Source organism: Geodermatophilus sp. FMUSA9-8, from assembly GCF_037034165.1.
Classification (GTDB): domain Bacteria; phylum Actinomycetota; class Actinomycetes; order Mycobacteriales; family Geodermatophilaceae; genus Geodermatophilus; species Geodermatophilus nigrescens.
Genome location: NZ_JBAGKE010000003.1, coordinates 367928 through 394699, shown reverse-complemented (window position 1 = coordinate 394699; position 26772 = coordinate 367928). Strand labels below are relative to the sequence as shown.

At 74.2% G+C, this 26772-nt stretch carries 27 protein-coding genes, 1 tRNA gene and 1 pseudogene; 12 read left to right on the top strand and 17 right to left on the bottom strand.

All coding sequences use genetic code 11. The features are described 5' to 3' along the window. The first annotated feature begins 48 nt into the window (after nt 1-48). A complete protein-coding gene (locus tag WA616_RS09135; RefSeq protein WP_336029072.1) occupies nt 49-576 on the top strand; it encodes a DUF5994 family protein in 528 nt (175 codons plus the stop codon). Between the two features lie 84 nt (nt 577-660). Continuing rightward, nucleotides 661-1638 carry an NAD-dependent epimerase/dehydratase family protein gene (locus WA616_RS09130; protein WP_336029071.1) on the top strand — a complete coding sequence of 326 codons (978 nt, stop codon included), beginning with the start codon at nt 661-663 and terminating at the stop codon, nt 1636-1638. Between the two features lie 55 nt (nt 1639-1693). Here WA616_RS09130 and WA616_RS09125 read toward each other — a convergent pair whose 3' ends face one another. The 4 genes from WA616_RS09125 to WA616_RS09110 form a co-directional block, all read right to left on the bottom strand. Further along, complete coding sequence (locus WA616_RS09125; protein ID WP_336029070.1) at nt 1694-2692, bottom strand: sulfite exporter TauE/SafE family protein; 999 nt, start codon at nt 2690-2692, stop codon at nt 1694-1696. A 237-nt stretch (nt 2693-2929) separates the two neighbouring features. Continuing rightward, a complete protein-coding gene (locus tag WA616_RS09120; protein WP_073418935.1) occupies nt 2930-3931 on the bottom strand; it encodes an inorganic phosphate transporter in 1002 nt (333 codons plus the stop codon). A 6-nt stretch (nt 3932-3937) separates the two neighbouring features. After that, nucleotides 3938-4555 (bottom strand): DUF47 domain-containing protein, encoded by a 618-nt coding sequence (locus WA616_RS09115; protein WP_073418937.1) that lies wholly within the window; start codon nt 4553-4555, stop codon nt 3938-3940. 91 nt (nt 4556-4646) lie between these two features. Continuing rightward, the gene (locus WA616_RS09110) at nt 4647-5192 is read right to left on the bottom strand and encodes a sigma-70 family RNA polymerase sigma factor (protein ID WP_336029068.1); all 546 of its coding nucleotides are present in this window, start codon (nt 5190-5192) and stop codon (nt 4647-4649) included. 70 nt (nt 5193-5262) lie between these two features. Between WA616_RS09110 and WA616_RS09105 the strand changes: the two genes are divergently transcribed. Genes WA616_RS09105 through WA616_RS09085 form a run of 5 tightly spaced genes read left to right on the top strand, consistent with a single transcriptional unit; the run spans nt 5263 to nt 10202 of the window. Beyond that, complete coding sequence (locus WA616_RS09105; RefSeq protein ID WP_336029066.1) at nt 5263-5907, top strand: zf-HC2 domain-containing protein; 645 nt, start codon at nt 5263-5265, stop codon at nt 5905-5907. Beyond that, the gene (locus WA616_RS09100; protein ID WP_336029064.1) at nt 5904-7691 is read left to right on the top strand and encodes a copper resistance CopC/CopD family protein; all 1788 of its coding nucleotides are present in this window, start codon (nt 5904-5906) and stop codon (nt 7689-7691) included. The genes WA616_RS09105 and WA616_RS09100 overlap by 4 nt, the downstream gene beginning before the upstream one ends. 32 nt (nt 7692-7723) lie before the next feature. Further along, the gene (locus WA616_RS09095; protein WP_336029061.1) at nt 7724-8458 is read left to right on the top strand and encodes a YcnI family protein; all 735 of its coding nucleotides are present in this window, start codon (nt 7724-7726) and stop codon (nt 8456-8458) included. Further along, a complete protein-coding gene (locus WA616_RS09090; RefSeq protein ID WP_336029060.1) occupies nt 8455-9123 on the top strand; it encodes an SCO family protein in 669 nt (222 codons plus the stop codon). Before WA616_RS09095 ends, WA616_RS09090 begins: the two co-directional genes overlap by 4 nt. Continuing rightward, a complete protein-coding gene (locus WA616_RS09085; protein ID WP_336029059.1) occupies nt 9123-10202 on the top strand; it encodes a hypothetical protein in 1080 nt (359 codons plus the stop codon). Before WA616_RS09090 ends, WA616_RS09085 begins: the two co-directional genes overlap by 1 nt. Before the next feature lie 15 nt (nt 10203-10217). Here the strand turns inward: WA616_RS09085 and WA616_RS09080 are convergent, their stop codons facing one another. Genes WA616_RS09080 through WA616_RS09065 form a run of 4 tightly spaced genes read right to left on the bottom strand, consistent with a single transcriptional unit; the run spans nt 10218 to nt 14422 of the window. Next, a complete protein-coding gene (locus WA616_RS09080; RefSeq protein WP_336029058.1) occupies nt 10218-11045 on the bottom strand; it encodes a phosphocholine cytidylyltransferase family protein in 828 nt (275 codons plus the stop codon). Continuing rightward, nucleotides 11032-12159 carry a CDP-glycerol glycerophosphotransferase family protein gene (locus tag WA616_RS09075; RefSeq protein WP_336029056.1) on the bottom strand — a complete coding sequence of 376 codons (1128 nt, stop codon included), beginning with the start codon at nt 12157-12159 and terminating at the stop codon, nt 11032-11034. Before WA616_RS09075 ends, WA616_RS09080 begins: the two co-directional genes overlap by 14 nt. Next, entirely contained in the window at nt 12156-12929 is a 774-nt protein-coding gene (locus WA616_RS09070; RefSeq protein WP_336029055.1) for an HAD family hydrolase, read from the bottom strand. The genes WA616_RS09075 and WA616_RS09070 overlap by 4 nt, the downstream gene beginning before the upstream one ends. Continuing rightward, the gene (locus tag WA616_RS09065) at nt 12926-14422 is read right to left on the bottom strand and encodes a mannitol dehydrogenase family protein (protein WP_336029053.1); all 1497 of its coding nucleotides are present in this window, start codon (nt 14420-14422) and stop codon (nt 12926-12928) included. The genes WA616_RS09070 and WA616_RS09065 overlap by 4 nt, the downstream gene beginning before the upstream one ends. A gap of 608 nt (nt 14423-15030) precedes the next feature. Between WA616_RS09065 and WA616_RS09060 the strand changes: the two genes are divergently transcribed. Together WA616_RS09060 and WA616_RS09055 are read left to right on the top strand one after the other, a co-directional pair. After that, nucleotides 15031-15987, top strand: coding sequence for a M23 family metallopeptidase (locus tag WA616_RS09060; RefSeq protein WP_336029051.1), 957 nt, complete (start codon nt 15031-15033; stop codon nt 15985-15987). A 103-nt stretch (nt 15988-16090) separates the two neighbouring features. Further along, a tRNA-Ala gene (locus tag WA616_RS09055) sits at nt 16091-16163 on the top strand. Between the two features lie 79 nt (nt 16164-16242). Here the strand turns inward: WA616_RS09055 and WA616_RS09050 are convergent. The 5 genes from WA616_RS09050 to WA616_RS09030 all read right to left on the bottom strand — a co-directional run bounded on the left by WA616_RS09050 (nt 16243) and on the right by WA616_RS09030 (nt 21847). After that, nucleotides 16243-17454, bottom strand: coding sequence for a tyrosine-type recombinase/integrase (locus WA616_RS09050; protein WP_336029050.1), 1212 nt, complete (start codon nt 17452-17454; stop codon nt 16243-16245). 82 nt (nt 17455-17536) lie between these two features. After that, nucleotides 17537-17842 (bottom strand): helix-turn-helix domain-containing protein, encoded by a 306-nt coding sequence (locus tag WA616_RS09045; RefSeq protein ID WP_336029048.1) that lies wholly within the window; start codon nt 17840-17842, stop codon nt 17537-17539. A 936-nt stretch (nt 17843-18778) separates the two neighbouring features. Continuing rightward, nucleotides 18779-18988 (bottom strand): hypothetical protein, encoded by a 210-nt coding sequence (locus tag WA616_RS09040; RefSeq protein WP_336029047.1) that lies wholly within the window; start codon nt 18986-18988, stop codon nt 18779-18781. A 606-nt stretch (nt 18989-19594) separates the two neighbouring features. After that, the gene (locus tag WA616_RS09035; RefSeq protein ID WP_336029046.1) at nt 19595-19939 is read right to left on the bottom strand and encodes a VOC family protein; all 345 of its coding nucleotides are present in this window, start codon (nt 19937-19939) and stop codon (nt 19595-19597) included. A gap of 387 nt (nt 19940-20326) precedes the next feature. Continuing rightward, nucleotides 20327-21847: an aldehyde dehydrogenase family protein gene (locus tag WA616_RS09030; RefSeq protein WP_336029045.1), complete on the bottom strand. Its 1521-nt coding sequence runs from the start codon at nt 21845-21847 to the stop codon at nt 20327-20329. An 83-nt stretch (nt 21848-21930) separates the two neighbouring features. Between WA616_RS09030 and WA616_RS09025 the strand changes: the two genes are divergently transcribed. From WA616_RS09025 to WA616_RS09015, 3 genes and pseudogenes are all read left to right on the top strand, one after another. Beyond that, nucleotides 21931-22551: a TetR/AcrR family transcriptional regulator gene (locus WA616_RS09025; protein ID WP_336029281.1), complete on the top strand. Its 621-nt coding sequence runs from the start codon at nt 21931-21933 to the stop codon at nt 22549-22551. A gap of 67 nt (nt 22552-22618) precedes the next feature. Beyond that, nucleotides 22619-22993 (top strand): hypothetical protein, encoded by a 375-nt coding sequence (locus tag WA616_RS09020; protein ID WP_336029044.1) that lies wholly within the window; start codon nt 22619-22621, stop codon nt 22991-22993. A 996-nt stretch (nt 22994-23989) separates the two neighbouring features. Further along, nucleotides 23990-24196: pseudogene (locus WA616_RS09015) on the top strand (FAD-dependent monooxygenase); the annotation flags it as partial. Between the two features lie 41 nt (nt 24197-24237). On the opposite strand, the gene WA616_RS09010 reads toward WA616_RS09015, so the two are convergent. The 4 genes from WA616_RS09010 to WA616_RS08995 all read right to left on the bottom strand — a co-directional run bounded on the left by WA616_RS09010 (nt 24238) and on the right by WA616_RS08995 (nt 26721). After that, nucleotides 24238-24552, bottom strand: a complete 315-nt coding sequence (locus WA616_RS09010; RefSeq protein ID WP_336029042.1) for a hypothetical protein — start codon at nt 24550-24552, stop codon at nt 24238-24240. Between the two features lie 252 nt (nt 24553-24804). Then, entirely contained in the window at nt 24805-25821 is a 1017-nt protein-coding gene (locus tag WA616_RS09005; protein ID WP_336029041.1) for a hypothetical protein, read from the bottom strand. Then, nucleotides 25818-26366, bottom strand: a complete 549-nt coding sequence (locus tag WA616_RS09000) for an RNA polymerase sigma factor (RefSeq protein WP_336029039.1) — start codon at nt 26364-26366, stop codon at nt 25818-25820. The genes WA616_RS09005 and WA616_RS09000 overlap by 4 nt, the downstream gene beginning before the upstream one ends. A 106-nt stretch (nt 26367-26472) precedes the next feature. Next, nucleotides 26473-26721, bottom strand: coding sequence for a hypothetical protein (locus WA616_RS08995; RefSeq protein ID WP_336029038.1), 249 nt, complete (start codon nt 26719-26721; stop codon nt 26473-26475). Nucleotides 26722-26772 lie beyond the last annotated feature (51 nt).

The window sequence follows — 26772 nt, the reverse complement described above, 5'->3', positions numbered from 1 at the left end:
GTCCGGACGCGGGCCCGCCGCGGGACGAGCGGGAGGCGGGGACAGCAGATGACCCAGGCGGTGTGGGGACCGGAGGGCTTCCGCGGCGGCATCGACGTCCGGGTGAGCCTGCGCGCGGACGCCGGGTCGGGCGAGAACACCTTCGACGGCGCGTGGTACCCGCGCAGCCGCGACCTCGCCGTCGAGGTGCCGGAGCTGGTGGCCGCCCTCGACCGGCGCGGCGTGCGCATCGAGCGCTTCACCCATCCCCTCGACGGCTGGCAGCCCGCACCGCGCAAGGTCGTCGTCGACGGCCGGGTGGTGCGCACCGGCGGGTTCCGCAGCATGGACCCGGGCGTGGTGTGCCTGAGCTGGGCCGGTGGCAACCGCCGCGCCGACCTGCTCGTCGTCCCGCCGGAGACCGACGTCATCACCGGCGTGCGGGCGCTGCGGCTGTGCACCCGCCGTGGCCTGCCGCGCTCGCCGCAGATGGTGCTCGCCGCCGCCCGCTCCCAGCCGCTGCCCCAGGTGCCCGCCGTCCAGGTGTCCCGGGCCGGGCAGGTGTCCCCGGCCGGGCAGGTGTCCCGCGCCGGCTGAGGGGCGCGCGCTCCGCGCACCCGACGTTGCGCCGTCCGCGAACCGGCTGGACGGCGGGGGAGCGGCTCGGCTGGGCTGCGGGGCATGCGACTCCTCGTCCTCGGCGGCACCCGCTTCCTCGGCCGGCACGTGGTGACCGCGGCGCTCGCCCGCGGCCACGAGGTGGCCACCTTCACGCGCGGCGTGAGCGGCGCTCCCCCCGAGGGCGTCCGCGCGCTGCGCGGCGACCGCGACGACCCCGCGGCCCTGCCGCGTGCGTTGGACGGGTGGGCGCCCGAGCTCGTCGTCGACACCTCCTGCCAGACCCGCCCGGCCGCCGACAACGCCGCGGCCGCCCTGGCCGGGGTGCGCGGCTACGCCTTCACCAGCAGCCTCAACGCCTACTCCGGCTGGCCGCCGGGCCCGGTCCGCGGCGAGGACGACCCGGTGTGGGACACCCCCGACGACGACTACGGGCCGAACAAGGCCCACGCCGAGCGGGTGCTGGGCGCCGCGCTGCCCGGGCGGTTCCTCACAGCGCGGGCGGGGCTGGTCCTCGGCAGCCACGACAACGTGCGCCGGCTGCCCTGGTGGCTCGAGCGCATCGCCCGGGGTGGCCGGGTCGTCGTCCCCGACGCGCTGGAGCAGCCGATCGCCCTGGTCGACGCCCGCGACCTCGCCGGCTGGCTGGTCGCGATGGCCGAGGACGGCGTCTCGGGCCCGGTGAACGCCACCGGCCCGGCCGGGATGACGACCCTGGGCGGGCTGCTGGAGACATGCCGCGAGGCCACCGGCAGCGACGCCGAGCTCGTGCCGGTGCCGGAGGAGGACCTGCTGGCCGCCGGCGTGGAGCCCTGGCTGCACCTGCCGTTCTGGCTGCCCCGGGAGACGGCGGCGACGGCGTGGGACGTCGACACCACCCGGGCGCGGGAACTGGGGCTGCCGGTCCGGCCGGTGGGGGAGACGGTCGCCGACACCTGGGCCTGGCTCCGGGGCGCCCCGCCGCGGCAGCCGAGGCGGTCCGGCCTGCCCGAGCCGGGGCTGCCCGCCGAGCTGGAGGAGACCCTGCTGGCCGGCCGCTGAGACGCGAGGAGGCCCCGCCCGGCGGTGCCGGACGGGGCCTCCTGGTGAGCAGCGGCTAGTCGCGCGGGTCGGCGGGGCGGCCGGCGCGCAGGCTGCGCTCGAGGTCCGCGGCGTCGGCCGCGTCCGGGGAGTGCAGGTCCTCGGCCAGGCGGGCGGCCTCGGCGGCGAGGGCGTCGGCCGACTCCTGCGCCCGGTCCTTGCGGTACTGGCGGTAGGAGTGGGCGACGGCGGCGGCCCAGACGGCGTAGATGACCGCGTAGACCGCGTACCGGACCGGGTCGGAGGCGTCGATCCAGTCGCTGCGCAGCAGGGTGCGGCTGTTGGTCAGCACGATGATCCCGCCGACCAGCGAGCCGAGCAGCCGCGGCGGCACGTGGCGGACCAGCCACGCGGCGAGCGGGGCGGCCACCAGGCCGCCGAGCAGCAGCGCCGCGACCCAGGCGAAGTCGATGCCCTGCGAGCCGAGCGCGAGGAGGAAGCCGAGGCTGGCCGCCAGCGCCACGAGGAACTCGGAGGTGTCGATCGAGCCGATGACCTTGCGCGGCTCCATGCGGCCGCTGGCCAGCAGCGCCGGGGTGCCGACCGGGCCCCAGCCGCCACCGCCGGTGGCGTCGACGAAGCCGGCGACCAGGCCGAGCGGGCCGAGGAAGCGCTTGCGCACCGGCTTGCCGAGGTTGCGCCGGTCGATGCCGCGCAGCGTGAAGCGCACGAGCAGGTAGATGCCGAGCCCGAGCAGGATCAGCGACATCACCGGGGCCGCGACCTCGGTGGAGAGGTTGGACAGCACGGTGGCGCCGGCGAACGCGCCGGCCGCGCCGGGGACGCCGACCTTGGCGACGACCCTCCAGTCGACGTTGCCGAACTTCCAGTGGGACAGGCCCGACGCGAGCGTCGTGCCGATCTCGGCGAGGTGGATGGTGGCCGACGCGGCGGCCGGGTTGGTGCCGATGGCCAGCAGCAGCGTCGTCGAGGTGACGCCGTAGGCCATGCCGAGGCTGCCGTCGACGAGCTGGGCGCCCAGGCCGGCGAGGGCGAGCAGGATCAGGGTCTTCACGGGGGAGGGCTCCGGTCAGGAGGTGCCGGGCGCGCGTCGGCGCAGCTCTCGGCAGGGACGAGCGGGGAGGAGTGCGCCGGGGAGGCGCCGGGACTCGTCAGACCGGACAGGCGGCGGTGCACACACGCAGCAGGTCGACGTGGATCCGCCCCACCAGGAGCACCGCCGTCGCCGCCACGGGGTCTATGTCTACCAGATCGATCGACTATCGCCGACCGCGGGCCGGGGTTCCTCCGCTCAGCCGACGACGAGGTCGGTGACCAGGTACGCGAGCGCCGCGACCGCTCCCGCCGCGGGCAGGGTCACCACCCAGGCGACGACGATGTTGCCGGCCACGCCCCAGCGGACGGCCGACAGCCGGCGGGTCGACCCGACGCCCATGATCGACGTCGTCGTGATGTGCGTCGTCGAGACGGGCACGGCGAAGACCGTCGCCGTGGTGACCATGACGCCCGAGGCGACGGTCTGGGCGGCGAAGCCACCGGCCGGGGTGAGCTGGATGATCCGCCGGCCCAGCGTCCGCATGATCCGGAACCCGCCGGCGTAGGTGCCGGCGCTGATCGCGCCCGCCGCGGCCAGCACCACCCAGAAGGGCACCTCGAAGGAGTCGATCTCCCCGGCGGTGAACAGCGCCAGCGTGATGATGCCCATCGTCTTCTGCGCGTCCTGCAGGCCGTGGCCGAGCGCCATCGTGGCCGAGCTGACGATCTGGGCGTAGCGGAAGCCGCGGTTGGCGCGGCTGACGTTGGCCCGCCGGAACGTCCACAGGATCAGCAGCATGAACAGGTAGCCCAGGCCGAAGCCGACCAGCGGCGACACGACCATCGGGACGACCACCTTGTCGAGCACGCCCAGCCACTGGACGTCGTGCACCGCGGCCAGCGCCGCACCGACCAGGCCACCGATCAGCGCGTGCGACGACGACGACGGCAGCCCGAAGTACCAGGTGACGAGGTTCCACACGATCGCCCCCACCAGGGCGGCGAAGACGATCTCCAGTCCCTCGGTGCCCGACGGCGGCTCGATGATCCCGGCGCCCACGGTCTTGGCCACCTCGGTCGACAGCAGCGCGCCGACGAGGTTCATCACCGCCGCGAGGGCGAGGGCCACCCGCGGGGTGAGCGCCTTGGTGGAGACGGCGACGGCGATCGCGTTGGCGGCGTCGTGGAAGCCGTTGGTGTAGTCGAAGGCCAGGGCCACCGCGACGATGACGACCAGGGCGACGAAGGCCGCGTCCATCGGCGGTCAGGACTCCTTGACGGCGATGGACTCGACGACGTTGGCGACCTTCTCGAAGGCGTCGGCGGCCTCCTCGAGCTGGTCGGCGACCTCCTTGAGGCGCAGCACCTCGAGGGCCTCGAACTCGCCGCTGTAGAGGCGGGAGAGCAGCCGGCGGTAGAGCTTGTCGGCCTCGTTCTCGATGCGGTTGACCTCGATCCAGTAGTCCGGGAGGTCCCGCATGGTGCGCAGCCGCGGCATCGCCTCGGCGGTGGTCTCGGCGGCCCGCTGGAGCAGCGCCGTCTGCTGGCTCATCTCCGGCGGCAGGGTGCCCAGCCGGGTGAGGACGACGAGGTCGGCGGCGGCCTCGACGAAGTCCATGACGTCGTCGAGGTGGCTGGCGAGGCTGTAGATGTCCTCGCGGTCGAACGGCGTGACGAAGCTGGAGTTGAGCTGGCGGAAGACCGCGTGGGTCGACTGGTCGCCGACGTGTTCGAGCTCGCGCAGCCGGTCCGCGAGCTCGGTCCGGCGCCGGTTGTCGTGGATGAACTCCCCGAGCACGGTGGTCGCCTCGACCAGGTTCTGCGCGGAGGCCGTGAACAGGCCGTAGAAGGCGTTGTCCTTGGGGGTCAGGCTGAAGGGCACGAGGGAGCTCCGGGTCGGCGGTGGGGGAGGTCGCCGACGCGGGAGCGGTCGTACGGCCGTCGGGCAGCCTAGATACCCGTTCACCGGCCGTTCAGAGCGCGTTGGCCTCCGTGTCGTCCCCGAGGGCCGCCAGCAGGTCCCCGCGGGCGCGGGCGACCCGGGAGCGGATGGTGCCGACCGGGCAGCCGGCCACCTCGGCGGCCTCGGCGTAGGACAGCCCGAGCAACTGGGTGAGCACGAACGCCTCGCGCCGGTCGGCGTCGAGCCGGCTGAGCAGGTCGGTGACGGCGGCGCCCTCGCCCACCCGGTCGGCGCCGTCGGCGGGGCCCAGCGCCTCGAGGTCGGCGTCGTCACGGACCAGCGTCAGCCGGCGACGGCGGCGCGAGCGGACGGCGTCGGCGCAGACCCGGCGGGCGATCGACAGCAGCCAGGTGCGCAGCGACGAGCGGCCCTCGAAGCGGTGCAGCGAGGCGAACGCCCGCGCGTAGGTCTCCTGCGTCAGGTCGTCGGCGGAGTCCCGGTCACCGAGCGCCGCGCACAACCGCCACACGTCGGACTGGGTGGACCGCACGAGGGTCGCCGCCGCGAGCGGGTCGCCGTCGACGGCGGCCGCGGCGACCCGCGCGAGCTCGTCCACTGCACCCCTCCGGCTGCGATCCCCGTCTCACCGGGAACCGGACGGACCCCTTGCGACGACTATCTGACACATGCAGTGTGCACCGTTCCGCGAGGCGCTCTCCGCGCGACTCGACGGCGAGCCGCTCGGCATGCCCGCCGCCGACCTGGACCGCCACCTCGACGGCTGCCCCGGCTGCACGGCCTGGGCCGAGGCCGCGGGCGCGGTCACCCGGCGCGCCCGGCTGGCCCCCGCACCGCCGGTGCCCGACCTCACCGCGGCCGTCCTCGGTGCGCTGCCCCGCGAGCTCCCCGGCACCGCCGCGGCCGCCCGGGCCCGGCTGCTCGCGTCGGCGCTGCGCCTGGCGCTGCTGGCCGTCGGCGTCGCGCAGGCCGGCCTGGCCTGGCCGTCGCTGACCGCCGGCACCGCCGCGATGAGCGCCCCGGTGCACGTGGCGCACGAGACCGGCGCCTGGAACCTCGCCGTCGCCGCGGCCTTCGTCGCCGTCGCCGCCGTCCCGCGGCTGGCCGCCGGCGCGCTGCCCTTCCTCGCCACGTTCACCGTGCTGCTCGCGGTGGCCACCGTGCGCGACCTGCAGGCCGGGCACGTGCACGCCGACCGGGCGGCCGCGCACCTGCTGCTGCTCGCCGGTGTGGTCCTCATCGCGGTCGTCGCCTGGCGCGGCCGCCCGCGCCGCGCCGCGGCCCTCGTCGCCCGCGAGCGGGTGACCGCGTGAGCACCCTTGCCCGGCCCGCGCGCCCGGTCCTGCTGCTGCTCGTCCTGCTCGCCGGCTGGCTGTCCCTCGGCGTGGCCACCGCCGGGCCCGCCGCCGCGCACGCCGAGCTCGTGTCCACCGACCCGGGGGAGGGCGCCCGCCTCGACGAGGTGCCCGGCCAGGTCACGCTGACCTTCAGCGAGGGCGTCTCCCTCGGCGCGGGCTACGCGCGCGTCCTCGGCGACGGCGGGGAGCGGGTCGACACCGGCGCGGCCGAGGTGGACGGCGGCACCGTCACCGTGCCGCTGCGCGACGACCTCCCCGACGCCAGCTACGTCGTCACCTACCGGATCGTCTCGGCCGACTCGCACCCGATCAGCGGCGCCTTCGCCTTCGTCGTCGGCGACGGCGAGCTCGCCGACGCGGGCGCCGTGGCCGACGACGCCGACGTCGACCCGTTCGTGGCCGCCGCGCTCCCCGCCGCGCGCTCGCTCGGGTTCGCCGGGCTGGCCGCGGGCCTCGGCGTCCCGGCCTTCCTCGTCCTGTGCTGGCCGGCGGGCTGGGCCTCGGCCCGCATGCGGCGGATCACCTCCGCCGGCCTGGGCACGGCCGCCGGCGCCGCCGTCCTCACCTTCCTGCTGCAGGGCCCCTACGCCGCCGGCGCCGGGCTCGGCTCCCTGCTCGACCCCGCGCTGGTGTCCACGACGGCGTCGTCGTCCTTCGGGCTGACCACGCTCGGCCGGGCCGCGCTCGCCCTGGTGCTGCTCGGCCTGCTCGTGCCGCTGTGGCGGCGCGGCGCGCAGCCCTCGGCGCAGGAGCAGGCCGGCCTCGCCGTCATCGGCGCCGGGGTGGTGCTCACCACCGCGGCGGTCGGGCACCCGGTCGCGGGGCCCGTGCCGGTGTTCGCCACCGCGGTCACCGCCGTGCACGTCGCCGCGATGGCGCTGTGGCTGGGCGGCCTGGCCGCGCTGCTCGCCGGGCTGGTGCGGCCCGGCGCGGAGGCCGGCGAGCTGGCCGGCGCGCTGCCGCGGTGGTCGCGGATCGCGTCCGGGTCGGTGGCGGCGCTGGTGGTCACCGGCGTCGTCCAGTCGGTGCGCGAGGTCGGCTCCCCGCCCGCCCTGGTGTCCACGACGTACGGCTGGCTGCTGCTGGGCAAGCTGGCGCTGGTCCTGCTCCTGCTGGCCGCCGCCGGCGTCTCCCGCGTCTGGGTGCAGCAGCACCTCGGCGTCTCCCGGCCGCGGCCGGGCTCCCGGCGCCGGGTCACCGCGCACGCGTTCGCCGCGGGCGACCCCGACGGCCCCGTCGAGACCGCGGCCCGCGCCCGCGCGGCCGTGCAGGCCCGCGGCGCGGTGGAGGACGTCGGCCCGCTGCGCCGCTCGGTGCTCGTGGAGGCGGCCGTCGCCGCGGCGGTGCTGGTGCTGTCGGCGGTGCTCGTGGGCACCCCGCCGGCGCGCGCCTCGGTGGCCCAGCCGGTCGACGTCACCCTGCCCCTGCAATCGGCGGCGGGGGAGTCCGGCAGCGTCCAGGTCTCGGTCGACCCCGCGCGCCCGGGCGCCAACACGCTGCACCTCTACCTCTTCGACGACGACGGGCAGCTCGCCCAGCCCGCCGACCTCCGCGTGACGCTCACCGAGCCCGAGCAGGAGATCGGCCCCCTCGACGTGGACCTCGAGCCGGCCGGACCCGGCCACTGGGTGGCCGACGGGATGTCGATCCCGGGCGCCGGCACCTGGACGGTCGCCGTGAGCGTCCGGCTCGACGAGTTCACCGCCACCACCGCCAGCACCGACTTCCCGGTGCGCTGAGCCCGCGCGAGCGGGACGAGAGAAGGAGAACCGTGTCCCCCACCTCCCTGCGGCCGGGAGCCCGCGCCGGCGTCGTGCTCGCCGCGCTGCTGGCCGCCCTGGTCGCCTCCGTCGCGGGAGCCGCCGGCGCGTCGGCGCACGTGACGGTGTCCTCGGCCGACGCCGCGGCCGGCGGCTACGGGAAGCTCACCTTCCGGGTGCCCAACGAGAGCGACACCGCGAGCACCGTGGCGCTGCGCATCTCCGTCCCGGAGGACGCGGCCATGGTCTCGCTGCGCGCGCAGCCGGTGCCCGGCTGGACGGTCACGACGACGTCGGCGCAGCTCGCCGAGCCGGTGGAGGTGCACGGCCAGGAGATCAGCACCTACGTGTCGGTGGTGGAGTTCCGCGCCGACGCCGGCGGCGGCATCGCGCCCGGCCAGTTCCAGGAGTTCTCGCTGTCCGGCGGGCCGTTCCCGGACGCCGCCACGCTGTCCTACCCGGCCGTGCAGACCTACAGCGACGGCACGGAGTCGGCCTGGATCGAGCCGACGGTCGACGGCCAGGAGGAGCCGGAGAGCCCCGCCCCCGTGCTCACCCTCGCCGGCGGGGACGCCGCGACCGCCGCCGGCACGGACACCGCGGCCTCCGACGGTCACGGCCACGGCGGCCCGGTGAGCAACGAGCCGGCGGGCCTGGCGCTGTTCGTCGCGATCCTCGCCCTCGCGGTCGGGCTCGCGGGCGTCGTCCTCGGGTACCGGGCCGGCCGACGTACCGTGTCCTCGTGACCGCTCCCGTCCGCGGCCGGCTCGCCGCCCTGCTCCTCGCCGCCGGGCTCGGCCTCACCGCCTGCGGCTCCGACGACGGCGAGCAGGCAGCGGCCGCCGAGGGCCACGACCACGGTGGCGGCGGCGCCGTCGCCGAGCTCGAGGGCCCCGGCGACGACTACGCCGGCATCGACCTGCGCGACCCCTTCCAGCGGCCGTCGTTCACCCTCACCGACACCACCGGAGCGGAGTACGACTTCGCCACGGCCACGGCGGGGAAGCCGACGCTGCTGTTCTTCGGCTACACGAACTGCCCCGACATCTGCCCGACGACGATGGCCGACGTCGCCCTCGCCCTGCGCGACGTCGACCCGGCGCTGGCCGAGCAGGTGCAGGTGGTCTTCGTCACCACCGACCCGGGCTTCGACACCCCGCAGGTGCTCGGCGAGTACCTCGGCCGCTTCGACGCCGACCTGCCCACCCGGTTCGTCGGGCTGACCGGCGACCAGGAGGTCGTCGACCAGGCGCAGCTGTCGGCCGGCGTGCCGCTGGCGGAGGACGACGGCCGCCTGCACAGCTCGCTGCTGCTGCTCTACGGCGCCGACGACGAGGCGCACGTGGCCTTCGACGCCGGCAACACCTCGCGCGACATCGCCGGCGACCTCGAGACCGTCGCGGGCGCGTGATGGGCGGGCGTCCCGCGCGGGCGGCCGCCCGCCTGCTCGTCGTCGTCCTCGGCGTCCTCGCCGCGCTGGCGGTGGCCGGCCCCGCGTCGGCGCACGTGGGCGGCGAGGTGGCCGGCAACGACTTCGACGGCCGGGTGACCTCCGTGCAGCCGCGGGTGGGCGGCGTCTCGGTGCGCGTGCTGCAGTTCGGCGACGCCCTCGAGGTGGTCAACACCACCGGCACCGAGGTCACCGTGCCCGGCTACTCCGACGAGCCCTACCTGCGGATCGGCCCCGACGGCGTGTGGCGCAACGCGCACAGCCCGGCCACCTACATCAACCTCGACCGGTTCGGCCGGGTCACCCTGCCCGAGGGCGCCGACCCGCGCGCGGAACCCGAGTGGGTGCTCGTGAGCACCGAGCCGCAGTACACCTGGCACGACCACCGCACCCACTGGATGAGCGAGGGCGTGCTGCCGCCGGCGGTGGCCGCGGACCCGACGCACGAGCACACCGTCTTCGACTGGACCGTGCCGATGCGCCACGGCGACACCGCGTTCACCGTCCGCGGGGAGCTCATCTGGGAGCCGCCGCCGTCGACCGCGCTCACCTGGGTGCTGCACGGGGGCCTGTTCGCCCTCGTGGCCGCCGCCGGGCTGCTGGCCCGCGGGCCGCGGCCGCTGGCCTGGGCGCTGGGCGCCGGCGCCGCGGCCGCGCTCTGGCACGCCGCGGCCACGCCCGAGCCGCCGGTGACGGTGTCCTCGCACGCGGCCGCGCTGGTCTCCGCGTCGCTGCCGGCGGTCACGGCCGCGCTCGTGGCGCTGCTCGGCGTCCGGGCGGCCGTGCGCGGGCGCGGCGTCATGGCGGGCCTGTCCGCCCTCGTGCTCGGCTGGCTGCTGCTGGTGCAGGGCCTGCCCGACGTCGACGTGCTGTGGAGCGCAAACGTGGCCGGCAGCGGTCCCGCCGTCCTCACCCGGCTCGCCGTGGCGGTGCTGGTGGCCGGGGGAGCGGGGCTGGTCGTCGGCGGGCTGGCCGCCGTTCGGCGCTTCCGCGACCCGGAGCGCGCCGCCCCCGCGCCGGAGCCCCAGCCGGTCGGCTGAGGCCCCGGCGGGGACTCAGGGGCGGGTGCCGTCCGGCACCGGGTGCAGGCGGGGACGGCTGGTGGAGAACAGCGCGTTCGCCCGGTCGAGGTCGGCCTCGAAGTCGACCTCGACGGCGGCCCACCGGGAGATGTCCAGCGGCCGGAAGCGCAGCCCGGCCTCGGCGATGGCGGTCTCCATGCCGCGCTCGAAGTAGTCCTGGTCGCCGCACGCCTCGAGGTGCTCGACGAGCACGTCCTTGTCGGCGGAGGACACGAAGTTGATGCCCACGGCCTCCCCGAGGCCGCCGCGCACCGTCTTCGACAGCCCGTCGATCCAGCCCTCGGCGTCGAGGGTGTACTTGACCTCCTCGTCGCCGACCACCGAGGTGTCGACGCAGACGAAGCTCTGGTCGGCCTGCAGCTCCGGCAGCACGGACTCCAGGACGGCGGCGTCGAAGACGACGTCGCCGTTGAGCCACAGCACCCCGCCCGGGCCGGTCGTGCGCAGCCCGCGCAGCAGGCTCTTGGACGTGTTCGTGCGCGCGTAGTGCGGGTTGTAGGCGAAGCGCAGGTCGGGCGCGGCCTGCATGACCAGCTCGGCCTGGAAGCCCACGACGGCGGTGACCTGGGCGGCACCGCCGAACACGTCCTCGACGGTGTCGAGCTGGCGGCGCAGGATGCTGCGGCCGTCCACCAGCGGGGTCAGCGGCTTGGGCAGCGGGCGGCCCAGCCGGGTGCCCATGCCGGCGGCCAGGACGACCACCTGCAGGGGCCGCGGCTCCGGTGCGGCAGCCGGCCGGCTGCCCAGCGGCGCCAGGCCGGTGACCTGGGCAGTGGTGTGTGCGAGGTCAGCGAAGCGCATCGTCGTCCCCTCCTCGGGTCGTCGGGACCCCGGCGGCGGAGGTGCCGCGCGGGAAGAACAGGTCGAGGACGCGGTCGGTGGCGTGCCCGTCCTCGAGGGAGGTGTAGGTCTCCCGGAAGGCCGCGTAGCGGTCGGCGGAGGCGGCGCGGACGGCGTCGAGGTCGGCGATCGCGTCGAGCAGCTCGTCGCTGGTCGACAGGAGCGGTCCGGGGGCGATCTCCTCGATGTCGACGTAGAAGCCGCGCAGCCGGTCGCGGTAGTCGGCGAGGTCGTAGGTGAACAGCAGGATCGGCTTCCCGGTGACGGCGAAGTCGAACATCGTCGACGAGTAGTCGGTGACCAGCAGGTCGGCGGCGAGGTAGAGGTCGCGGATGTCCGGGTGGTTGGACACGTCGCGGACCGGCAGGCCCTCGATCGACTCCAGCCGGTCGGAGACCATGTTGTGCAGCCGCAGGAGCAGCACGTGGTCCTCCCCGAGCCGCTCGGTGAAGGCGGCGAGGTCGACCGGGAACTCGAAGTCGCGCTCGCCCTTCCCCTCGAACACCAGGTCGTCGCGCCAGGTCGGCGCGTAGAGGACGACGGTCCTGCCCTCGTCGATGCCCAGCTGCGCGCGCACCTCGGCCCGCACCTGCTCGCGCCGGGGGCTGCTGAGCAGGTCGTTGCGGGGGTATCCGGTCTCGTGGATCGGCCGGGGGAAGCCGAAGGCCTGCCGGAAGCGGCCGGTGCTGTAGGCGTTGGGGGAGAGCATCACGTCCCAGCGCGCGATGTCGTGCTCGAGGTGGGCCAGCCGGCCCTCCGGCGCCCACAGCACGTCGTTGTGGATGCGCTTGAGCGGGGTGCCGTGCCAGGTCTGCAGGTAGAAGGCGTCGGCGCGCTTGTCCCAGTCCAGCGGCACGTGGTCGTTGGAGACGACGACGTCGGCCGCCTCCAGCGCGGCGATCGACTCCGGGCTGCCGAACGGGACGGTCGCGACGCCGGCCGGGAACGCGTGCTCGGCGACCGGCGCGGTCAGCCAGGTGTGCTCGATGTCGTCGCCGCGGGCGACGAGCGCCTCGTAGACGGCGCGCGGGCTGTCGGAGAACAGGCCGCGGAAGCTGGTGTAGACGACCTTCATCGGCCACCTCCGGTCAGGACGGGGGAGAGCAGGCCGGCGAGCTCCTGCCAGGACGAGACGACGGTGAGGACCCCGGCCTCGCGCAGCGCGGCCTCGCGCTCGGCGCGCTCGGCGGGCTGGACGAAGAGCAGGTTCCCCACGGTGGGACAACCCGCGCGGACGGCGGAGAGTGCCCCGGGCACGGAGTCCTCGACCGCCAGGCCCTGCGCGGGGGTGATGCCCAGCTGCTCGCAGGCGTGCAGGTACACCGCCGGGTCGGGCTTGCTGGTGGGCGTGGGCAGGGAGTCCTCGGCGCTGAACCGGACCTCCGGCGGGATGAGCGCGTCGAGGCCGGTGGCCGTGAAGCAGGCGGCCAGCCGGGCCAGCGCGCTGGAGCTCACGGCGGCCAGCCGCAGGTGGGCGGCCAGCGCGGTGAGCGCCTCGGTGGTCGGCTCGTGCGGGCGCAGGTGCTCGCCGAGGTACGCCGTCACCGCGCGCCTCTCCTCGGCCACCCACGGCTCGACGTCGGCCTCCGGCTCCCCGGCCTCGGCGGCCAGGCGGCGCGACGTCGTCCGGAAGTTCATGCCGGTGGTGGCCAGCCGCAGCTCCTCGGGGGTGAAGCGGCGCGGGTCGCCGAGCTCGGCGAGGAAGCGGTTGGTGACCTCGGCGGAGGCGACGAACGCCGGCTCCTCGGAGGGGAACAGGTTGCCGTCGGCGTCGCACAGCAGCGCCGTCAGGCCGCGGACGACGCCGGCCGGCAGCGCCGCCCCGCCGTCGCGGGGCGCGCTCACCGGGCGCTCGCGGTCAGCGTCGCGACGGTCTCGCGGACGCCGTCGCGCCGCAGGCGGGTGAGCACCGCCGCCAGCTCGTCGGCGAAGCCGGGCACCTCGCCGAGGTCGCCGAAGACCGCCGTCTCGGCGAGCAGCGGGCGCGGGTCGGTGCCGCCGGCCAGCGCGAGCGCCTGCAGGCGGGGCCCGGCGTCGTCCTCGACCGGCAGCGGGACACCGGCGTCGTCGGTGCGCTGCAGGTAGGCGACCCACCCGGCCAGGGCGAGGGTCAGCAGGGCGTGCGGCCGGCCCTCGGCGAGCGCCTGGCGCAGCGAGGGGAGGAGGTGCTGCGGCAGCTTGGTGGAACCGCGGCGGCACAGCCGGGACAGCCGGTCGGCGATCGCCGGGTTGGCGAAGCGCTGCACGAGGATCGCCTTGTACTCGTCGAGGTCGATGCCCTCCGGGCACGGGACGAGCGGGGTGACCTCGGCGTCCATGAGCCGGGTCACGTACGCGGCGAAGACGGGGTCGCCCATGAGGACGTCGATGCGCTCGTGGCCGGCGAGGGTGCCGAGGTAGCCCAGCGCGGAGTGGCTGGCGTTGAGCAGCCGCGTCTTCATCAGCTCGTGCCCGGTGACGTCCCGGACGAAGCGGACGCCGACGGCGTCCAGCGGCGGGCGGCCGTTGCAGAAGTCGTCCTCGATGACCCACTGGGAGAACGGCTCGGTGACGACCGGCCAGCGGTCGTCGACGCCGTACCGGCGGGCCACCGCCTCCCGCTCCTCGGGCGTGGTCTGCGGGGTGATCCGGTCGACCATGCTGCTCGGGAAGGCCACCCGGTCGGTGATCCACCGGGCCAGCACCTCGTCGCGCAGCGCGGCGAACCCGACGACGGCGGCGCGGGTGGCGTCGCCGTTGCGGTGGAGGTTGTCGCAGGACACGACGGTGAACGGCGCGAGGCCCGCCCGGCGCCGGCGGTCGAGCGCCTCCACGAGGAAGCCGAAGACCGTGCGCGGCGCCGCGGGGTGGGCGAGGTCGTGCCGGACGTCGCCGTCGGGGGTGAAGGCGCGGGTGACGGGATCGAGCAGGTACCCGGCGTCGGTGATGGTCATCGTCACGACGCGGGTGCGCGGGTCGGCGAGCCGGTCGAGCACCGCTGACGGGGCGTCGGGGGCGAACAGGTAGTCGGTGAGGACGCCGACCACCCGGGCACGCTCGCCGTCGGGGCTGCGCTCGACGACGGTGTACAGGTTGTCCTGCGGCGCGAGGGCCTCCCGCAGCCGCCGGGCGCGCAGCCCGACACCGACGACGCCCCAGCCGGTGGAGATGCCCTGCTGGGCGATCTCGTCGAGGTAGATGAGCTGGTGGGCGCGGGAGAAGCCGCCCACGCTCATGTGCACGACGGCGGGGACCAGCGCGCCGCGGTCGTAGGTGGGGACGGTCAGCCGGGCCCCGTGCTGCTCGAGCGTCGCGCTGGTCAGCGGCCGGACGCGGTGGGGCGGCACTGCCGCCGGCACGCTCCGGCTCCACGGGACCTCCCGCAGAGGGCGCTCGGGCTGGGCCATCGAGGCATCGGTCCTTCCTGTCCAGGGTCGGTGCCCGACCGGTTCTCGCCGCCGAGGGGGCACCTGCGGACCGCGCCGGGGAACGATCATGGGACCACGAGGCGGTCCCCGGGTGCACATCCGGTGCACGGCCGGGGGCGGCCCCGTCCTGGCGGCAGGTCGCGGCCCGGCCGGGGGAGCGGGGGCACGCAGGGTGCGGGGCGTCGGCGGAGGCGTCGGCCCGGCGGGAGGTCACGTCGGACCGGCGCGGTGTGTTCCACGCCGGGAGGACCAGCATGCCCGGGCCGCCGTCACGGCAAACACAGGAGCCACTCGTGACGCAGGGCACATGGCGTGTCACCTTCAGACACGCCGCACGTGGGGTCACGAACGGGTCACGGTGTGTTTGGATCGGTGCGACTCGATCGGGCCCGCCGGGCCACTTCCCACGAACGAGCGGGGTTCACGCATTGGCCAGTCACCGGAGCGACGCGGGTCTCCTGTCCCGCCCCTCGAACGGCTCTCCCGCGGGCGTCCCCGCTCCGCGGTCCGGCGCCCACCGGCGCCCGGCGGGCCGGCCGGTGTCGTCGCTGCGGGGCTTCCCGCCCGTGCCGGCCGCCGACGAGGCCGTGCTCCCGGCCGTGCTCCCCGCCGTGCTCCCGGCCCCGCGCCCGGCCGCCGACGAGCTCGACCGTGAGTTCGCCGCCCTGGTCACCACGGTGCTGCCGGCGGAGCCCGCGCCTGCCACGCCGGCCGCCGTCGCCCCGCCCGCGCCCGCCGCTGAGATCGCCGCCCCTCCGACCGCGGCCGTGCCCGCCGTCGCGGCCGCCGCGCCCGCCGCCCGCCGGCCGCGCGCGTTGCGGGACCGCCGTCCGTACCTGCTCATCGCCGCGCTCGTCGCCGGCGCGATCGGGGCCGCCGTCGTCGGGGTCCCCGGCTCGCCGCAGGCCGCCGCGGAGCCCACCTCGGTGCTCGGTGCCCAGATGGAGCTCGCCACCGGCGAGGAGGTGCTCGAGGCCATGCCGATGGCCTCGATCACCGAGGCCGAGGCGCAGGCCCGCCTGCAGGAGGTCGCCGCCTCCCGCGCCGAGCGCGCCGCGGCCGAGGCCGCCGCCGCGGAGGCCGCCGCCGAGGCCGCCCGGCCCAAGACGGTGCTGCCGGTCAGTGGCGCCCGCTTCACCAGTGGCTACGGGTCCCGCTGGGGCACCTTCCACTACGGCATCGACCTCGCCGCCCCGATCGGCACGCCGGAGTACGCGGCGGCCGACGGCGTGGTGCTGCGCGCGGGCGCGGCCAGCGGCTTCGGGCTCGCGGTCTACATCCTCCACGAGAACGGCGACGTGACCGTCTACGGCCACATGGAGGAGATCCTCGTCGAGGTCGGCCAGTACGTGGACGCCGGCGAGACCATCGCGCTGCTCGGCAACCGCGGCCAGTCCACCGGCCCGCACCTGCACTTCGAGGTGCACCAGGGCGGCATGGACGGTCGCCGCATCGACCCGGTCGACTGGCTGGCCGAGCGCGGCGTCGAGATCTGACCCGCCCGCCCGGGCGACGCGCGGCCACCCCCCTCCACGGGAGCCACCGGGAGGCGATGTACAGTTCTCCCTGGCTCGAACGGAAGCGGTCGGGCCGGGAAACGGGGCTGTGGCGCAGCTGGTAGCGCACCACACTGGCAGTGTGGGGGTCAGGGGTTCGAGTCCCCTCAGCTCCACCCCGATGACCAGGCCGTTCTCCCTCTGGGGGAACGGCCTGAGTCGTTTGTGGTGCCAGTGTGGTGGCCACTGGAGCCACTACGGTGCCGGCGGTCCCCACAGCGCGTTGCCCATCCGGTCGGCGGCGTCGCGGCCGAGGGCGGGCATGACGTGGCTGTAGGTGTCCGTGGTGGTTCGCATCTGTGCGTGGCCGAGCACCTCCATCACGACTCGGGGGTGCACGCCCTCGGACAGCAGCAGGGTCGCTGCGGTGTGCCGCCCGTCGTGCAGTCGGACCTCGCGCACGCCCGCCTGGCGCAGGAGGGCCTTCCAGGCACGCCAATCCGACTTGCGCTCGATCGGCCGGCCGTTGGGCTGAGCGAAGACCAGGTCGTGGTCCTCCCAGAGGGGACCGGCGGCGATGCGCTCCTCGAGCTGGGCGGCCCTCTGCGCCTTCAACGCGTCGACGAGCTGTGCCGGCAGTGCCAGGTTCCGGCGGCTGCGGTCGGCCTTCGGCTCCTCGTAGACCAGGCCCTGCCCGCTGATCCGGTGCAGCCCACGCCGGACGCTCATCGTGCCGTTGTCCAGGTCGACGTCGCTCCACCGCAGGGCGAGCGCTTCGGACTGACGGAGCCCGACGGCCAGCGCCACGGTCCACCGGGCGGCGTTGCGATGCGTCTGCGCGGCGGCCATCACCTTCCTGGCCTCCTGCGCGCTCAGCGGCAGGGCGGTCTCCGGCCGCTTGACCGTGGGCGGATCGACGAGGGTGGCGACGTTGCGGGCGACCTTGGCGCGCTGCGAGGCGACGCGTAGAGCGCGGGAAAGCACCCGATGCGCGCGGAGGATGGAAGCCGGGCTCAATCCCTTGTCGGAGAGCGCGCCGTAGAGGCGTTCCAGGTGTTCCGGTTGCAGTCGGTCGAGCCGGTGGTGCCCGACGCCGGGGCGGAGATGCAGCCGCACGGTGCTGCGGTAGCTCTCCAGTGTCCTGGCGCGGACCTTGCGTGCCGCGATGTTGTCCAGCCAGTGGTCCAGCCACTCGCCGACCGTGGGTGCGCGGCCGGCCGCCTCCACGATCCCGGCGTCCCGCTTGGCCTCGAGAGCGCGGACCTTGGCCACCACGTCGGCGCGCTTGGCGCCCGAGACGTGGCGTCGGTCGCGCAGGCCGTTGTCCTTCTTGCCCATGGAGACGAAGCCGTGCCACCGACCGTCCTCGTCCCGGTAGATCGAGGACTCGCCGCTGGCGCGCTTCCCGTCCTGCGACGTCTTCCGACGCCGTGATGTCGTGCTGTCTCGTTCCTCGGCGTCCGTCATCGATCGCTCCCTGCGTCGCTGGTCCCCGGCTGGCGTCGAGTGTCGCGGTGCGCGCTGACTCCAGGTGCTGGGAATGCACAGGTCAAGCTCGCTCCACCGGGTCGGGGGTGAGCTCGAACAAGCCGCGTTGGTTCGTGCTGGTTCGCCGGTGTCGGCGCGGTCGAGCCGGAGCACTGGGTGGGGGAGTTTCTAGCCGACAGACGTAGCGCTCGAGCTCGGCCCGGGAGATCCGGCAGCTGCGGCCGATGTGGACAGGCCGCAGGTCGCCTGCCTTCATGAGGGCGTAGATCGTGGTGCGACCGACGCGGAGCAGCTCGGCGGCCTCCTCCGGGGTGAGCAGCAGCGGGTCGCTGGACACCGGCTCACGAGGTCGCTGCGCGTCGCTCATGTCGCCCTCCTGGTCCTATGGCACTGTGCACCGTCGTTCGGCGCGGCACGCCTACCGGAGAAGGCGCCGTTTTCGCCCGATTGGTGACACTGCCGCGGCAATCTCCTGTAGTTCTCCGGTCCTCCTCCTGTGCCAGGAGGCGGCGAGCTCCGTGCGGCCGCCGAGTCGGCGACAACAGCGGGACGGCCCGGGGTGACGTGGCAGGACACAGGTGACCGAGCGGTGTCACCCCGGAGGGCGGTGGGACGTCACCCCGGTCGATGGCAATGGATCGGCGCCTGCTCGGCGGGGTCGTGGCACCATCGGCTGCCGATCGCCAGCACGGCGTCGTGCCTGCCGGCGAGACCGCGGTGGCCGGGGCAGCGGACACCTTCGTCGCCAAGCGTCCGGACGAGCTCGTGGAGCAGGTCTGCCTCCTCCGCCCGGGCCGGTTGTGGCAAGAGCGGACCTGCATTGACGCTCCAGACCGCGTGCAGGTCGTGACCGCTCACCGGCGATCACGGGGCACTTCGCCTCGGCCGCTCCGCTCCTCGCCTGCGACCGGCTCCTCGGGCGCGGCCGTGCAGGCGTCTGGATGGGACCGCAGCGCCGCAGGCTGGCTCGCTGTCCGGGCCGCGCCGCTCACCACGGTCGCCAGCCGAGCAGCCCTTCTGCTGGACTCGTGCTGATGCCTCCCCATGCCGTCCGCCGAACCGCGCAGCAAGATCACGAGTCGACACACCTGGTGCATCCAGGCCGAGCGAATCCGTTGTGACGAGAAGTGCGCCAGCTTCGGGGGGCTCGTCGAGCGAGAAAGCGCCGGGGTGACGTCGGTGTGCGTCGACGACCCCGGACGACGCCGGTGCGATCGGTCGGCGGCTCGGTGCACCGGCTCTCCGGTCCCGTGCTCCACCGCAGTCGTCTCCTGGTGCTGGAGGAGGACTGGAGTTTCCCGGCTCAGCGCACGTCCGGGGCGCCGGTCCGGCAGGCCCGCCGGCGGTAGGCCTCCAGTACGGGCTGCAGTGCCCGACTGAGGCCGGGCAGGTCGCGGTCGTAGATGCGACCGTCGTCCAGCTGCCGGGTCAGCTCGCCGAGCAGCGTCGGCCAGTCCCGCCGACTCGGCTCCAGGGGGACGCGGACCTGGACCCGCCGTTCGACCACCTGCACCGCGGATCGGCCGGAGGCCGCGGCGCGGGCCTGCTCCCAGGCTCGGTGCCGGCAGGTGGCCGAGCACCACTTGGGAATCGGTCCCCGGCCGCGCGGCGTGATCGGCCCAGCACACCATCCGCAGGTCGTCGCCGTGGTGCGCCGATCGCGCCCTTCCGCCGAAGCGCCGGCCTGGTCTGCATCGGCGGGCCCGGCCGGTGTCTGGGCGACGTGCTGCCGCCGTTGCTGCTCACGAGCTCGGCGGCGGGCCCGGTACTCGGGGGTTCCGCTGGTTCCCATGGCACAGATTCTGCAGACGACCCTGCAGTAACTCGTCACCACGAGTTCTGAGACCCGCAGTGCATGAGGTGTGTGCCCTCGTGATCTTGTCGATCTCCTGCGGTAGGAAGGTGGTCCTGAGGGTCCGTCCCGTGGAGCAGACTCTGCAGCAGTCCCCGGCACCGCGGTTGCCACGACGTGGACCGGCGCACCGGCGCGGTGCCGGACCTATCGATTCACCGGAGCAGAAGTCGCTGCGCGGACGACCGCAGCGTCCCACTAGGCGAACCACCGCGACGCGCGTTCATCACTCGACGACTCTCGCCGCCGGGACCGTCGGCTCTGGCCTCAAGTCTGCGGGACCTGGCCGATCCCGATCTCGTTGCTGTCCGGATCGTGGAAGACGTACTTGCGCACCTCGCCGTAGTCTTCGAGTTTCGTCGGGTAGACGCCGCGCCCGCTCATCGCCTTGGCCGTCGCGTCGAGGTCGGCGACCATGATGGTGACAAGCGCGCTGCCGGCCTTGGGTGCGTTCTCGAGGAGATGGAACCAGCGGTGCTCGCCGACCGCCCAGACGGCCTCGACGTCACTGGGATAGAACGCGGGCTCACTTCCGAGGAGCCGTTCGTCCCAGGCGCGGGCCTCCGCGATGTTTCGAACACGCACGCCGGCGAAGAGGTCGGTGAAGTCCATGCTCGTGCGACCGCTCGTGAGCTGTGAACGCTGGCGACGCCGATGACCGGTATGGCCCACCGGGGACGCGCGGCGGCCGTTGGGTCGGTTACGACGTCGTCGAGTGGCGACGATTGCGCCGTTGTCAGGACGCTCATCAGCTTCTCTCCTTGCAGCTTCTCGCCGGCCCGCCTCCGTGTTCGATGGCAGCCGTTGAACGTGTCTGGGACGTCGCGCCCGCGATGACCTCGACGGGCCCGGTCGCGCTGGACGGACTGTCACCTCGAAGCACGGGCGCACCTACGCCTCCCGCCGCAGAGCGGAGCCGCAGCGAAGCCGGGTCGGTTCGCTGCGGTCCGCTGGCCCCGCACAGGCGGCCTGTGGCGCCGGAGCGCGGACGGGGGACGGCTACAGCGCGATCAGGACGGCCTTGGACTGCGTGTAGGCGTCGAGCACCTCGAGGCCGCCTTCGCGACCCAGCCCGGACTGCTTGTACCCGCCGAACGGCAGCGCGCCGGTGCTCATCTCGGCCCAGGTGTTGATCCAGACGGTTCCCGCCTGGATGCCTGCGGCCATCCGGTGGGCCGTGGTGAGGTTCGTCGTCCACACCGAGGCCGCGAGCCCGTAATCGGTGTCGTTGGCCTTGGCGATCGCGTCGTCGATGTCGGTGAAGGTCGCGACGACGCCCACCGGCCCGAAGATCTCCTCGCGCACCACGCGCATGTCCGGCGTCACCTCGTCGAGCAGCGTCGGCGCGAAGAAGTAGCCGTGGTCGCCGTAGCGGCCACCGCCGGTCACGACGTGGGCGCCCTCCTGGACGGCGATGTCGAGGTAGCAGGTGACCCGGTCGAATTGGGCCCTAGTGGACAGCGCCCCGACGAGGGTCCCCGGCGTCAGCGGGTCGCCCGGCGTGAACAGCGTCACCATCGCCTGCGTCAGCAGCGCGACAAACTCGTCGCGGATGCTCTCCTCGACGAAGATCCGCGACCCTGCGACACAGGCCTGGCCGGCGTTGCCGAGGAACCCGGCCGCCGCGCCGGTCGCGGCCTTGTGCAGGTCGGCGTCGGCGAAGACGACCGTGGGTGACTTGCCGCCGAGCTCGAGGGTGACCCGCTTCAGCGTCTGGCTGGCGACCTGCTGGACGTGCTTGCCGATCGCGGTCGATCCGGTGAAGTCGATCTTGGCGACGTCGGGGTGGGCGACGAGGGCCCCACCGGCCTCGGGGCCCAGGCCGGTGACGACGTTGACCACGCCGGCCGGCAGGTCGGTGGACTGAAGCAGCTCCGCGAGGCGCAGCGTGCTGAGTGACGCCGATTCCGCCGGCTTGAGCACGACGGTGTTGTCCGCCGCGAGGGCCGGCGCGAGCTTGCCCGGCAGCTGACCCATGGGGCCGTTCCAGCCCCAGATGATGCCGACCACACCTAGGGGCTCTCTCCGGGTGAAGCCCACTCTGTCGCCGGAGAGCGGCACGCTCGTGCCGAAGATCTTCGTCGGCCAGCCGGCGTAGTACCGGAAGGTCTCACTGGCCTCGGCGAGCATGTGGCCGGTCAGCGTGCGGGGTGCGCCCATGTTGACCGAGTCGATCGTGGCGAGTTCGTCGGCGTGCTCCTCGATGACGTCCGCGATCTGGTTGAGGATGCGGCCGCGCTGGTCGGGGGTGATCTGTGCCCAGGACGGGTCGGTGAACGCCCGCTTCGCCGCCTGCACGGCCTGGTCGACGTCCGCGGCTCCGCCCCGAGGCACGCGGGCCAGCGGTTCCTCCGTGGTTGGGTCGGTGTTGGGCAGCGTCTGCCCGTCGGCCGCGGGCACCCGTTGGCCCCCGATCCACTGCAGGTGCTCGTCCACACAGACGAACCGGGGGAAGTCGTGGCGGGCCGACTCCGCGATCGGCGGCGTGGTGGCGGGCGGGGACGGCAGCATGTGGGTCATGACGCTCCTCGAGACGTACCGGATAGGATGTCCACTGCGATAGTGGACAGGTTCTCCGGTTGTTCACCACCGCAGCCGAGGAAATGAAGAGGTTGTCCGGTAAGGTGGGTGCTTGCGTTTCCGAGTCGAGGGGTGTCGTCGTACGTCCACTGTCGCCTCCCGCCCGGCGGGTGGACGCCGAGCGAAACCGGGCGAGGATCCTCGCTGTCGCAGGGGAGGCCTTCGCCGAGGCCGACGAGGATCCGTCGATGGCAGAGATCGCGCGGCGGGCCGGGGTGGGGATGGCCACGCTGTACCGGAACTTCCCCGGCCGGCTCGAGCTCCTCGAAGAGCTGTACCGACACCTGGTCGACGAGATATGCGCCGCTGCCCAAGCAGCGCAAGGAGACACACCAGCTCAGGCCTTTTTTACCTGGCTGCTGGGTTTCCACTCGGCCGGCGCCAAGAAGGGACCGCTCGCGTCGCTGCTGGTGGCAGATTCCCGCGGTGACAGGTCCGTGCTGAACGAGAGCAGATCCCGCGTCATCGCCGCTGGAGAGCCCCTCTTCACCGCCGCACAAGCCAGTGGGGAAGTTCGCGATGACGTCTCCCTCGGGCAGGTCCTGGATGCGGTCGTCGCCTTGGATCGAGTCGACGAGAATCCGGACTCGCCCGCGACGATGGTCCAGGTGCTGCTCGACGGGTTGCGCGCCGGGCGCGAGTGACCGCCTCGGCCGTCGCGGCTGCCCATCCGCATCGCGGACCTCGTCCACGACGGGGTCATCGGAGTCCGTGCACGAGGTTGTCGACGAGCGCGTGCGCGAAGTTCTCGGCGAGTGGCCGCTCGGGCAGCAGCAGGCGGTGGTGGCACGCACCCTAGAGCTGGTCGACTACGACCTGGGGGTCGCTGTCGCCGCGTGGCTGCCCGCACTGCTGGGCGCGCGTGAGCGCTTATACTGCGAGGGCGCGGCGGGGAGCGGAGTACTTCTCCCGGTAGGCGGCGGCGAGGGCCGGATCGGTCTGGGCCTTGCCGATCAGCTGGCGACAACCCGCCCGGCGGGAGTGTCGCGGAGGAGTCGGATGAAGGAGCCGAGCTGGACCTTGAGGTTTGCCTCAATGTCGCCGGTGTCGGGAAAGGACAGCACCGCACCGGCGGTGGCGGAGTAGCCGTCGAGGGCGCGCGCGCCCCTGGACGCCCACCACTTTTGGAGGTCATCTTGCTGGCCCCGGCGAGCGCCGCCGCCCGCTCGAGGGTGACGTCGCGCATCCCCTTGGCCAGCAGTAGTCGACCCGCAGCGAGCAGCATGTTGCGGCGTACCTCGCCGGCCGGCCGGGGGCTTCGTCCGCGACGCGGAGGCGCGCGAAGAGGGCCGGCAGCGGCGAGCGCGCTCAGTTCGGCGAGGGACGGCAGGCCGTCCGCGTCCGTCGGTGGTCACTCCTCGTCTGCCTCCCCGAGGGGTTCGGCTCGACTTCTGAGACACCACGGCCTTCGACCGCCTCGAACGGTGGAAGTCGCCGACTTCCTTCACAGCTTTTCATCCAGTTACCTCGATGCCGATCCCCGTTGTCATGATATGGCCGTGTAGTCCACATAAGATGTTGTTCCCAAGGAGGACGCGTGACCAGGCATGCCGACCGACGGGATCGCCCTCGTGACGCGTGCCTCCGGCGGCATCGGCCGGGCCGTGGCCGCCCGGCTCGCCCGGGACGGCATGACCGTCGAGATCCACTACTCCGGCCGCGCCACCGCCCGAAGGAGGTCGTCGACGAGCTCACCGTCAGCGGCCGGTCGCGCCCTTCAGAGCAGCAGCTCCTCAGCGAATGGCTCGACCGCCTGATCGCCGACGGATAGCTCAAAGGCCAACTGAGTGCGCGGTCGTGAGGACGACCCGGTGCACGGCAGAGCTGGACCGAGGGCAGGAGCTCAGCTGGCGGGGTACGCCCGCAGGAACGCGCGGATGCCGTCGACGAGGACCGCGTCCACGCGCGCGGCGTCGGCGAAGGGCATGCTAGGGCTCACCCCTATGCCGGCACCTGCATCTGGGAGCTGCAGTGCCCCATTCCCGCTGACGTGGCCGACCTACCCGAACCGTCGCTGGAGCTGTACCAGGCGATGATCGACGAGCGTGCCGGCCAAGGGGTGGTGCGCTTCACCGACGCGTCCTGGCTGTCGATCTACCGGGCCAACGTCCGGATGGTCGACTGCTGCAGGCCGGCCGCGTCTTGCTCACCGGAGATGCCGCCCACGTGCACTCCCCGACCGGCGGCCAGGGGATGAACACCGGCATCCGGGACGCGTACAACCTGGGCTGGAAGGTGGCCGTGGTGCTCGTCGGCGCCGAACCGGCACTGCTGTCGACTTCGTCGACTGGGGCCAGGGATCGTCCGGGAATGCGCCGGGACACTCGGTCTCACCCCGGGTCGGGTACGCCCAGTTCTCTGGGCGGCGCCAACCACTGTCGGTCCTTGAACGCGTCGTGCTGCACGAGGACCCGGCCGACACCGTCCACTCGCGGTCTGCCGTGCGCGTCGTCCACGATCCGCACGGTGGTCCGTCGCCGGTGGGAACAGGTGGCGTACGGGTCGGCGGCCACCACCTGGTCCACTGTCACGAGCGCGGCGTCGGGGTCGTCCTCGGCGGGTGCGAGGTCCCTGAGGCGCTGCTCGATGTGCGCTTCGCTCCAGCCAGGACGCACGAGGTACTTCACCTCCTGCCCGAGGGCCACGAGCTCTTGGGCCGCCTTGGTCGGCCCGCTCGTGCATCGGGGCGGCCAGTGCGTCATGCTGCTCGTCGGACAGGTCGTGCAGGTCCACCGATCTCCGTCCACAGGCCGGGTGCGGCGGATGTCGTACCCGCGTACTGCTCCACCCTGGAGTCTGCCGTCCAAAGCCCGCGTGGGCGTCATTCCGTGGGTGGATCGCACCGTGCTGGTCGACCGGCGCGCCGCAGTCGGCCGCCGTGCCGACTGACGCGCGGCTCAGCTCAGGCCGTAGGTGACGTAGCTGATGACCGCGTGGGGCTCGACGGCGAACTGTCCGGTGTCGGCCAGGAAGGACAGCTCGGTGGACAGCACCGCGCCGGTGGCCGGGTCGAGGACGACGGTCCGGCGGGTGTCGCCGGCCGGTCCGCCGCCGATGACGTCCAGCGCGTAGGCCACCCCGGGCCGGCCGAGGCGGTCGGTGACGGCACCCAGGGCGGTGAGCCCGGGCTGCCGGGCGAGCCAGCCGGCGATCGCCGCGTCCTCCGCGGGCCCCGGCGTCCAGCGCAGCAGCACCCGCTCTAGGGCGGCGAGCAGCTCGGGCGGGTCCGCCGGCGCGGGTGCGGCGACGGCGGTCAGGTGGGCCGCCAGGGCGGCCGGGTCGGCGGGGGGCGGGATGCGGTCCTCGGGGGTCAGCGCGAGGTCGGCCGAGCCGACGGTGGAGACCTCGGCGCCTTCCGGCGCCGGGCGGTCGGCGCCGAGCCGGACCTGGCCGGGCCGGATGGGATCGGCGGGGACCCGGGTGAGCACCACGCCGCCGTCAGCGGTGGGCACGGACAGCTGCTCCTCGGGGTGCACGATGGCGGGGAAGCCCTCGCCGCGAGCGCCGAAGTCCAAGTACCAGGCACGCACGTGGCTCCCGCGGACGGCGGACGGCGGGCTGTCGGCTGCGCGCTGGGCGGCGGTCGCGGCCAGGTCGGCCAGGGAGGGCACCGGCGTGCCGGGGTCGACGGCCAGCGGCGCGGGTGCGGCGACGGGCTGCACGGCCACCGGGGCCGGCGTCCGTGGGGTCGATGTGCCCGGCATGCCGGGGCCGTCGGTGGCCACCAGCGCGAGCGTTGCGGCGATGCCGGCGGCGGCGGTGGCCAGCACGATCCGGCGGACCCCCCGCGCAGGTGCGTCGCCGCGGACGAGCGCGTGCAGGTGCGCCTCGGCGGCGGAGTCGAGGGGTCCGGAGGGCCAGCGCGAGGGTGGGGCGGGGTCGGCGGCGGCGAGCAGGCGCAGGTTGTCGGTCACGCGGGGCGCTCCTTGGTGAGATCGAGGACGGGGGAGGGCGGGGCGTCCGGGGCGGCGGAGGTGTGCAGGGCGGCCATGGCCTCGCGCAGGCGCACTCGGGCCCGGTGCAGCCGCATGGCCGCCGCCGACCGGGAGCACCGCAGGACGACGGCGATCTCGGCCGGGCCCAGCTCCTCCCAGGCCGCCAGCGCCAGCACCTCGCGGTCGGTGGGGGACAGCCGGGCCAGCGCGTCGAGGACGAGGGGCCGGTCGGCGTCCACGGGAGAAGTCGGCTCCGGTGCCTGCGTGAGGAGTCGGTCGGCCAGGCGCCGGCGGCGCTGGGAGCCCCGGCGCTCGTTGGCCAGCACGCGGCGGGCGACCCCGTACAGCCAGGGCAGCGGCTCCGGTGGGACGGCGGACCGACGGCGCCAGGCGGTGGTGAACACCTCGGCGGCGACATCGCGGACCTCGGCGTCGTCGGCGGGGCCCAGTCGTCGAGCGACGTATCGGCAGACGGCCGCGTGGTGGGCCCGATACATGGCGGCGAACGCGTCGTCGGTGCTCATCACCTTGTCTGTGTCCGGCACACCGGCCGCTGTCACACCGTGTCTGGTTCATCCACGTCGCGCCCCGGTTCGGCGTGGTCGCCGTAACGGTGTCCCGCGGGCAGGACTACGTCGGCGTCGCCGGGCCTCCGGGTGGCACCGGCTGCCCCGGGGTGTTGTATCCCGACAGGAGAGCGAGGATCGCGGGGAGTCCGATCAGGCAGCCCTGAAAGGGCGTGAGTTCGCGAAGGTCACTGCGCAACACCTCGGGGTCGACCCCACCGCCGGACAGGGCGGAGCCCATGCTGATCCACGTCGCATCGGCCGCAGCCGCGAGCACGGCGACGAGCACCCACCCCGAGACGAGGACGAACACTCCGGAACCACGTTCCCGGGCGCGGACGCCGTCCTCTGGCCCACAGCGTCG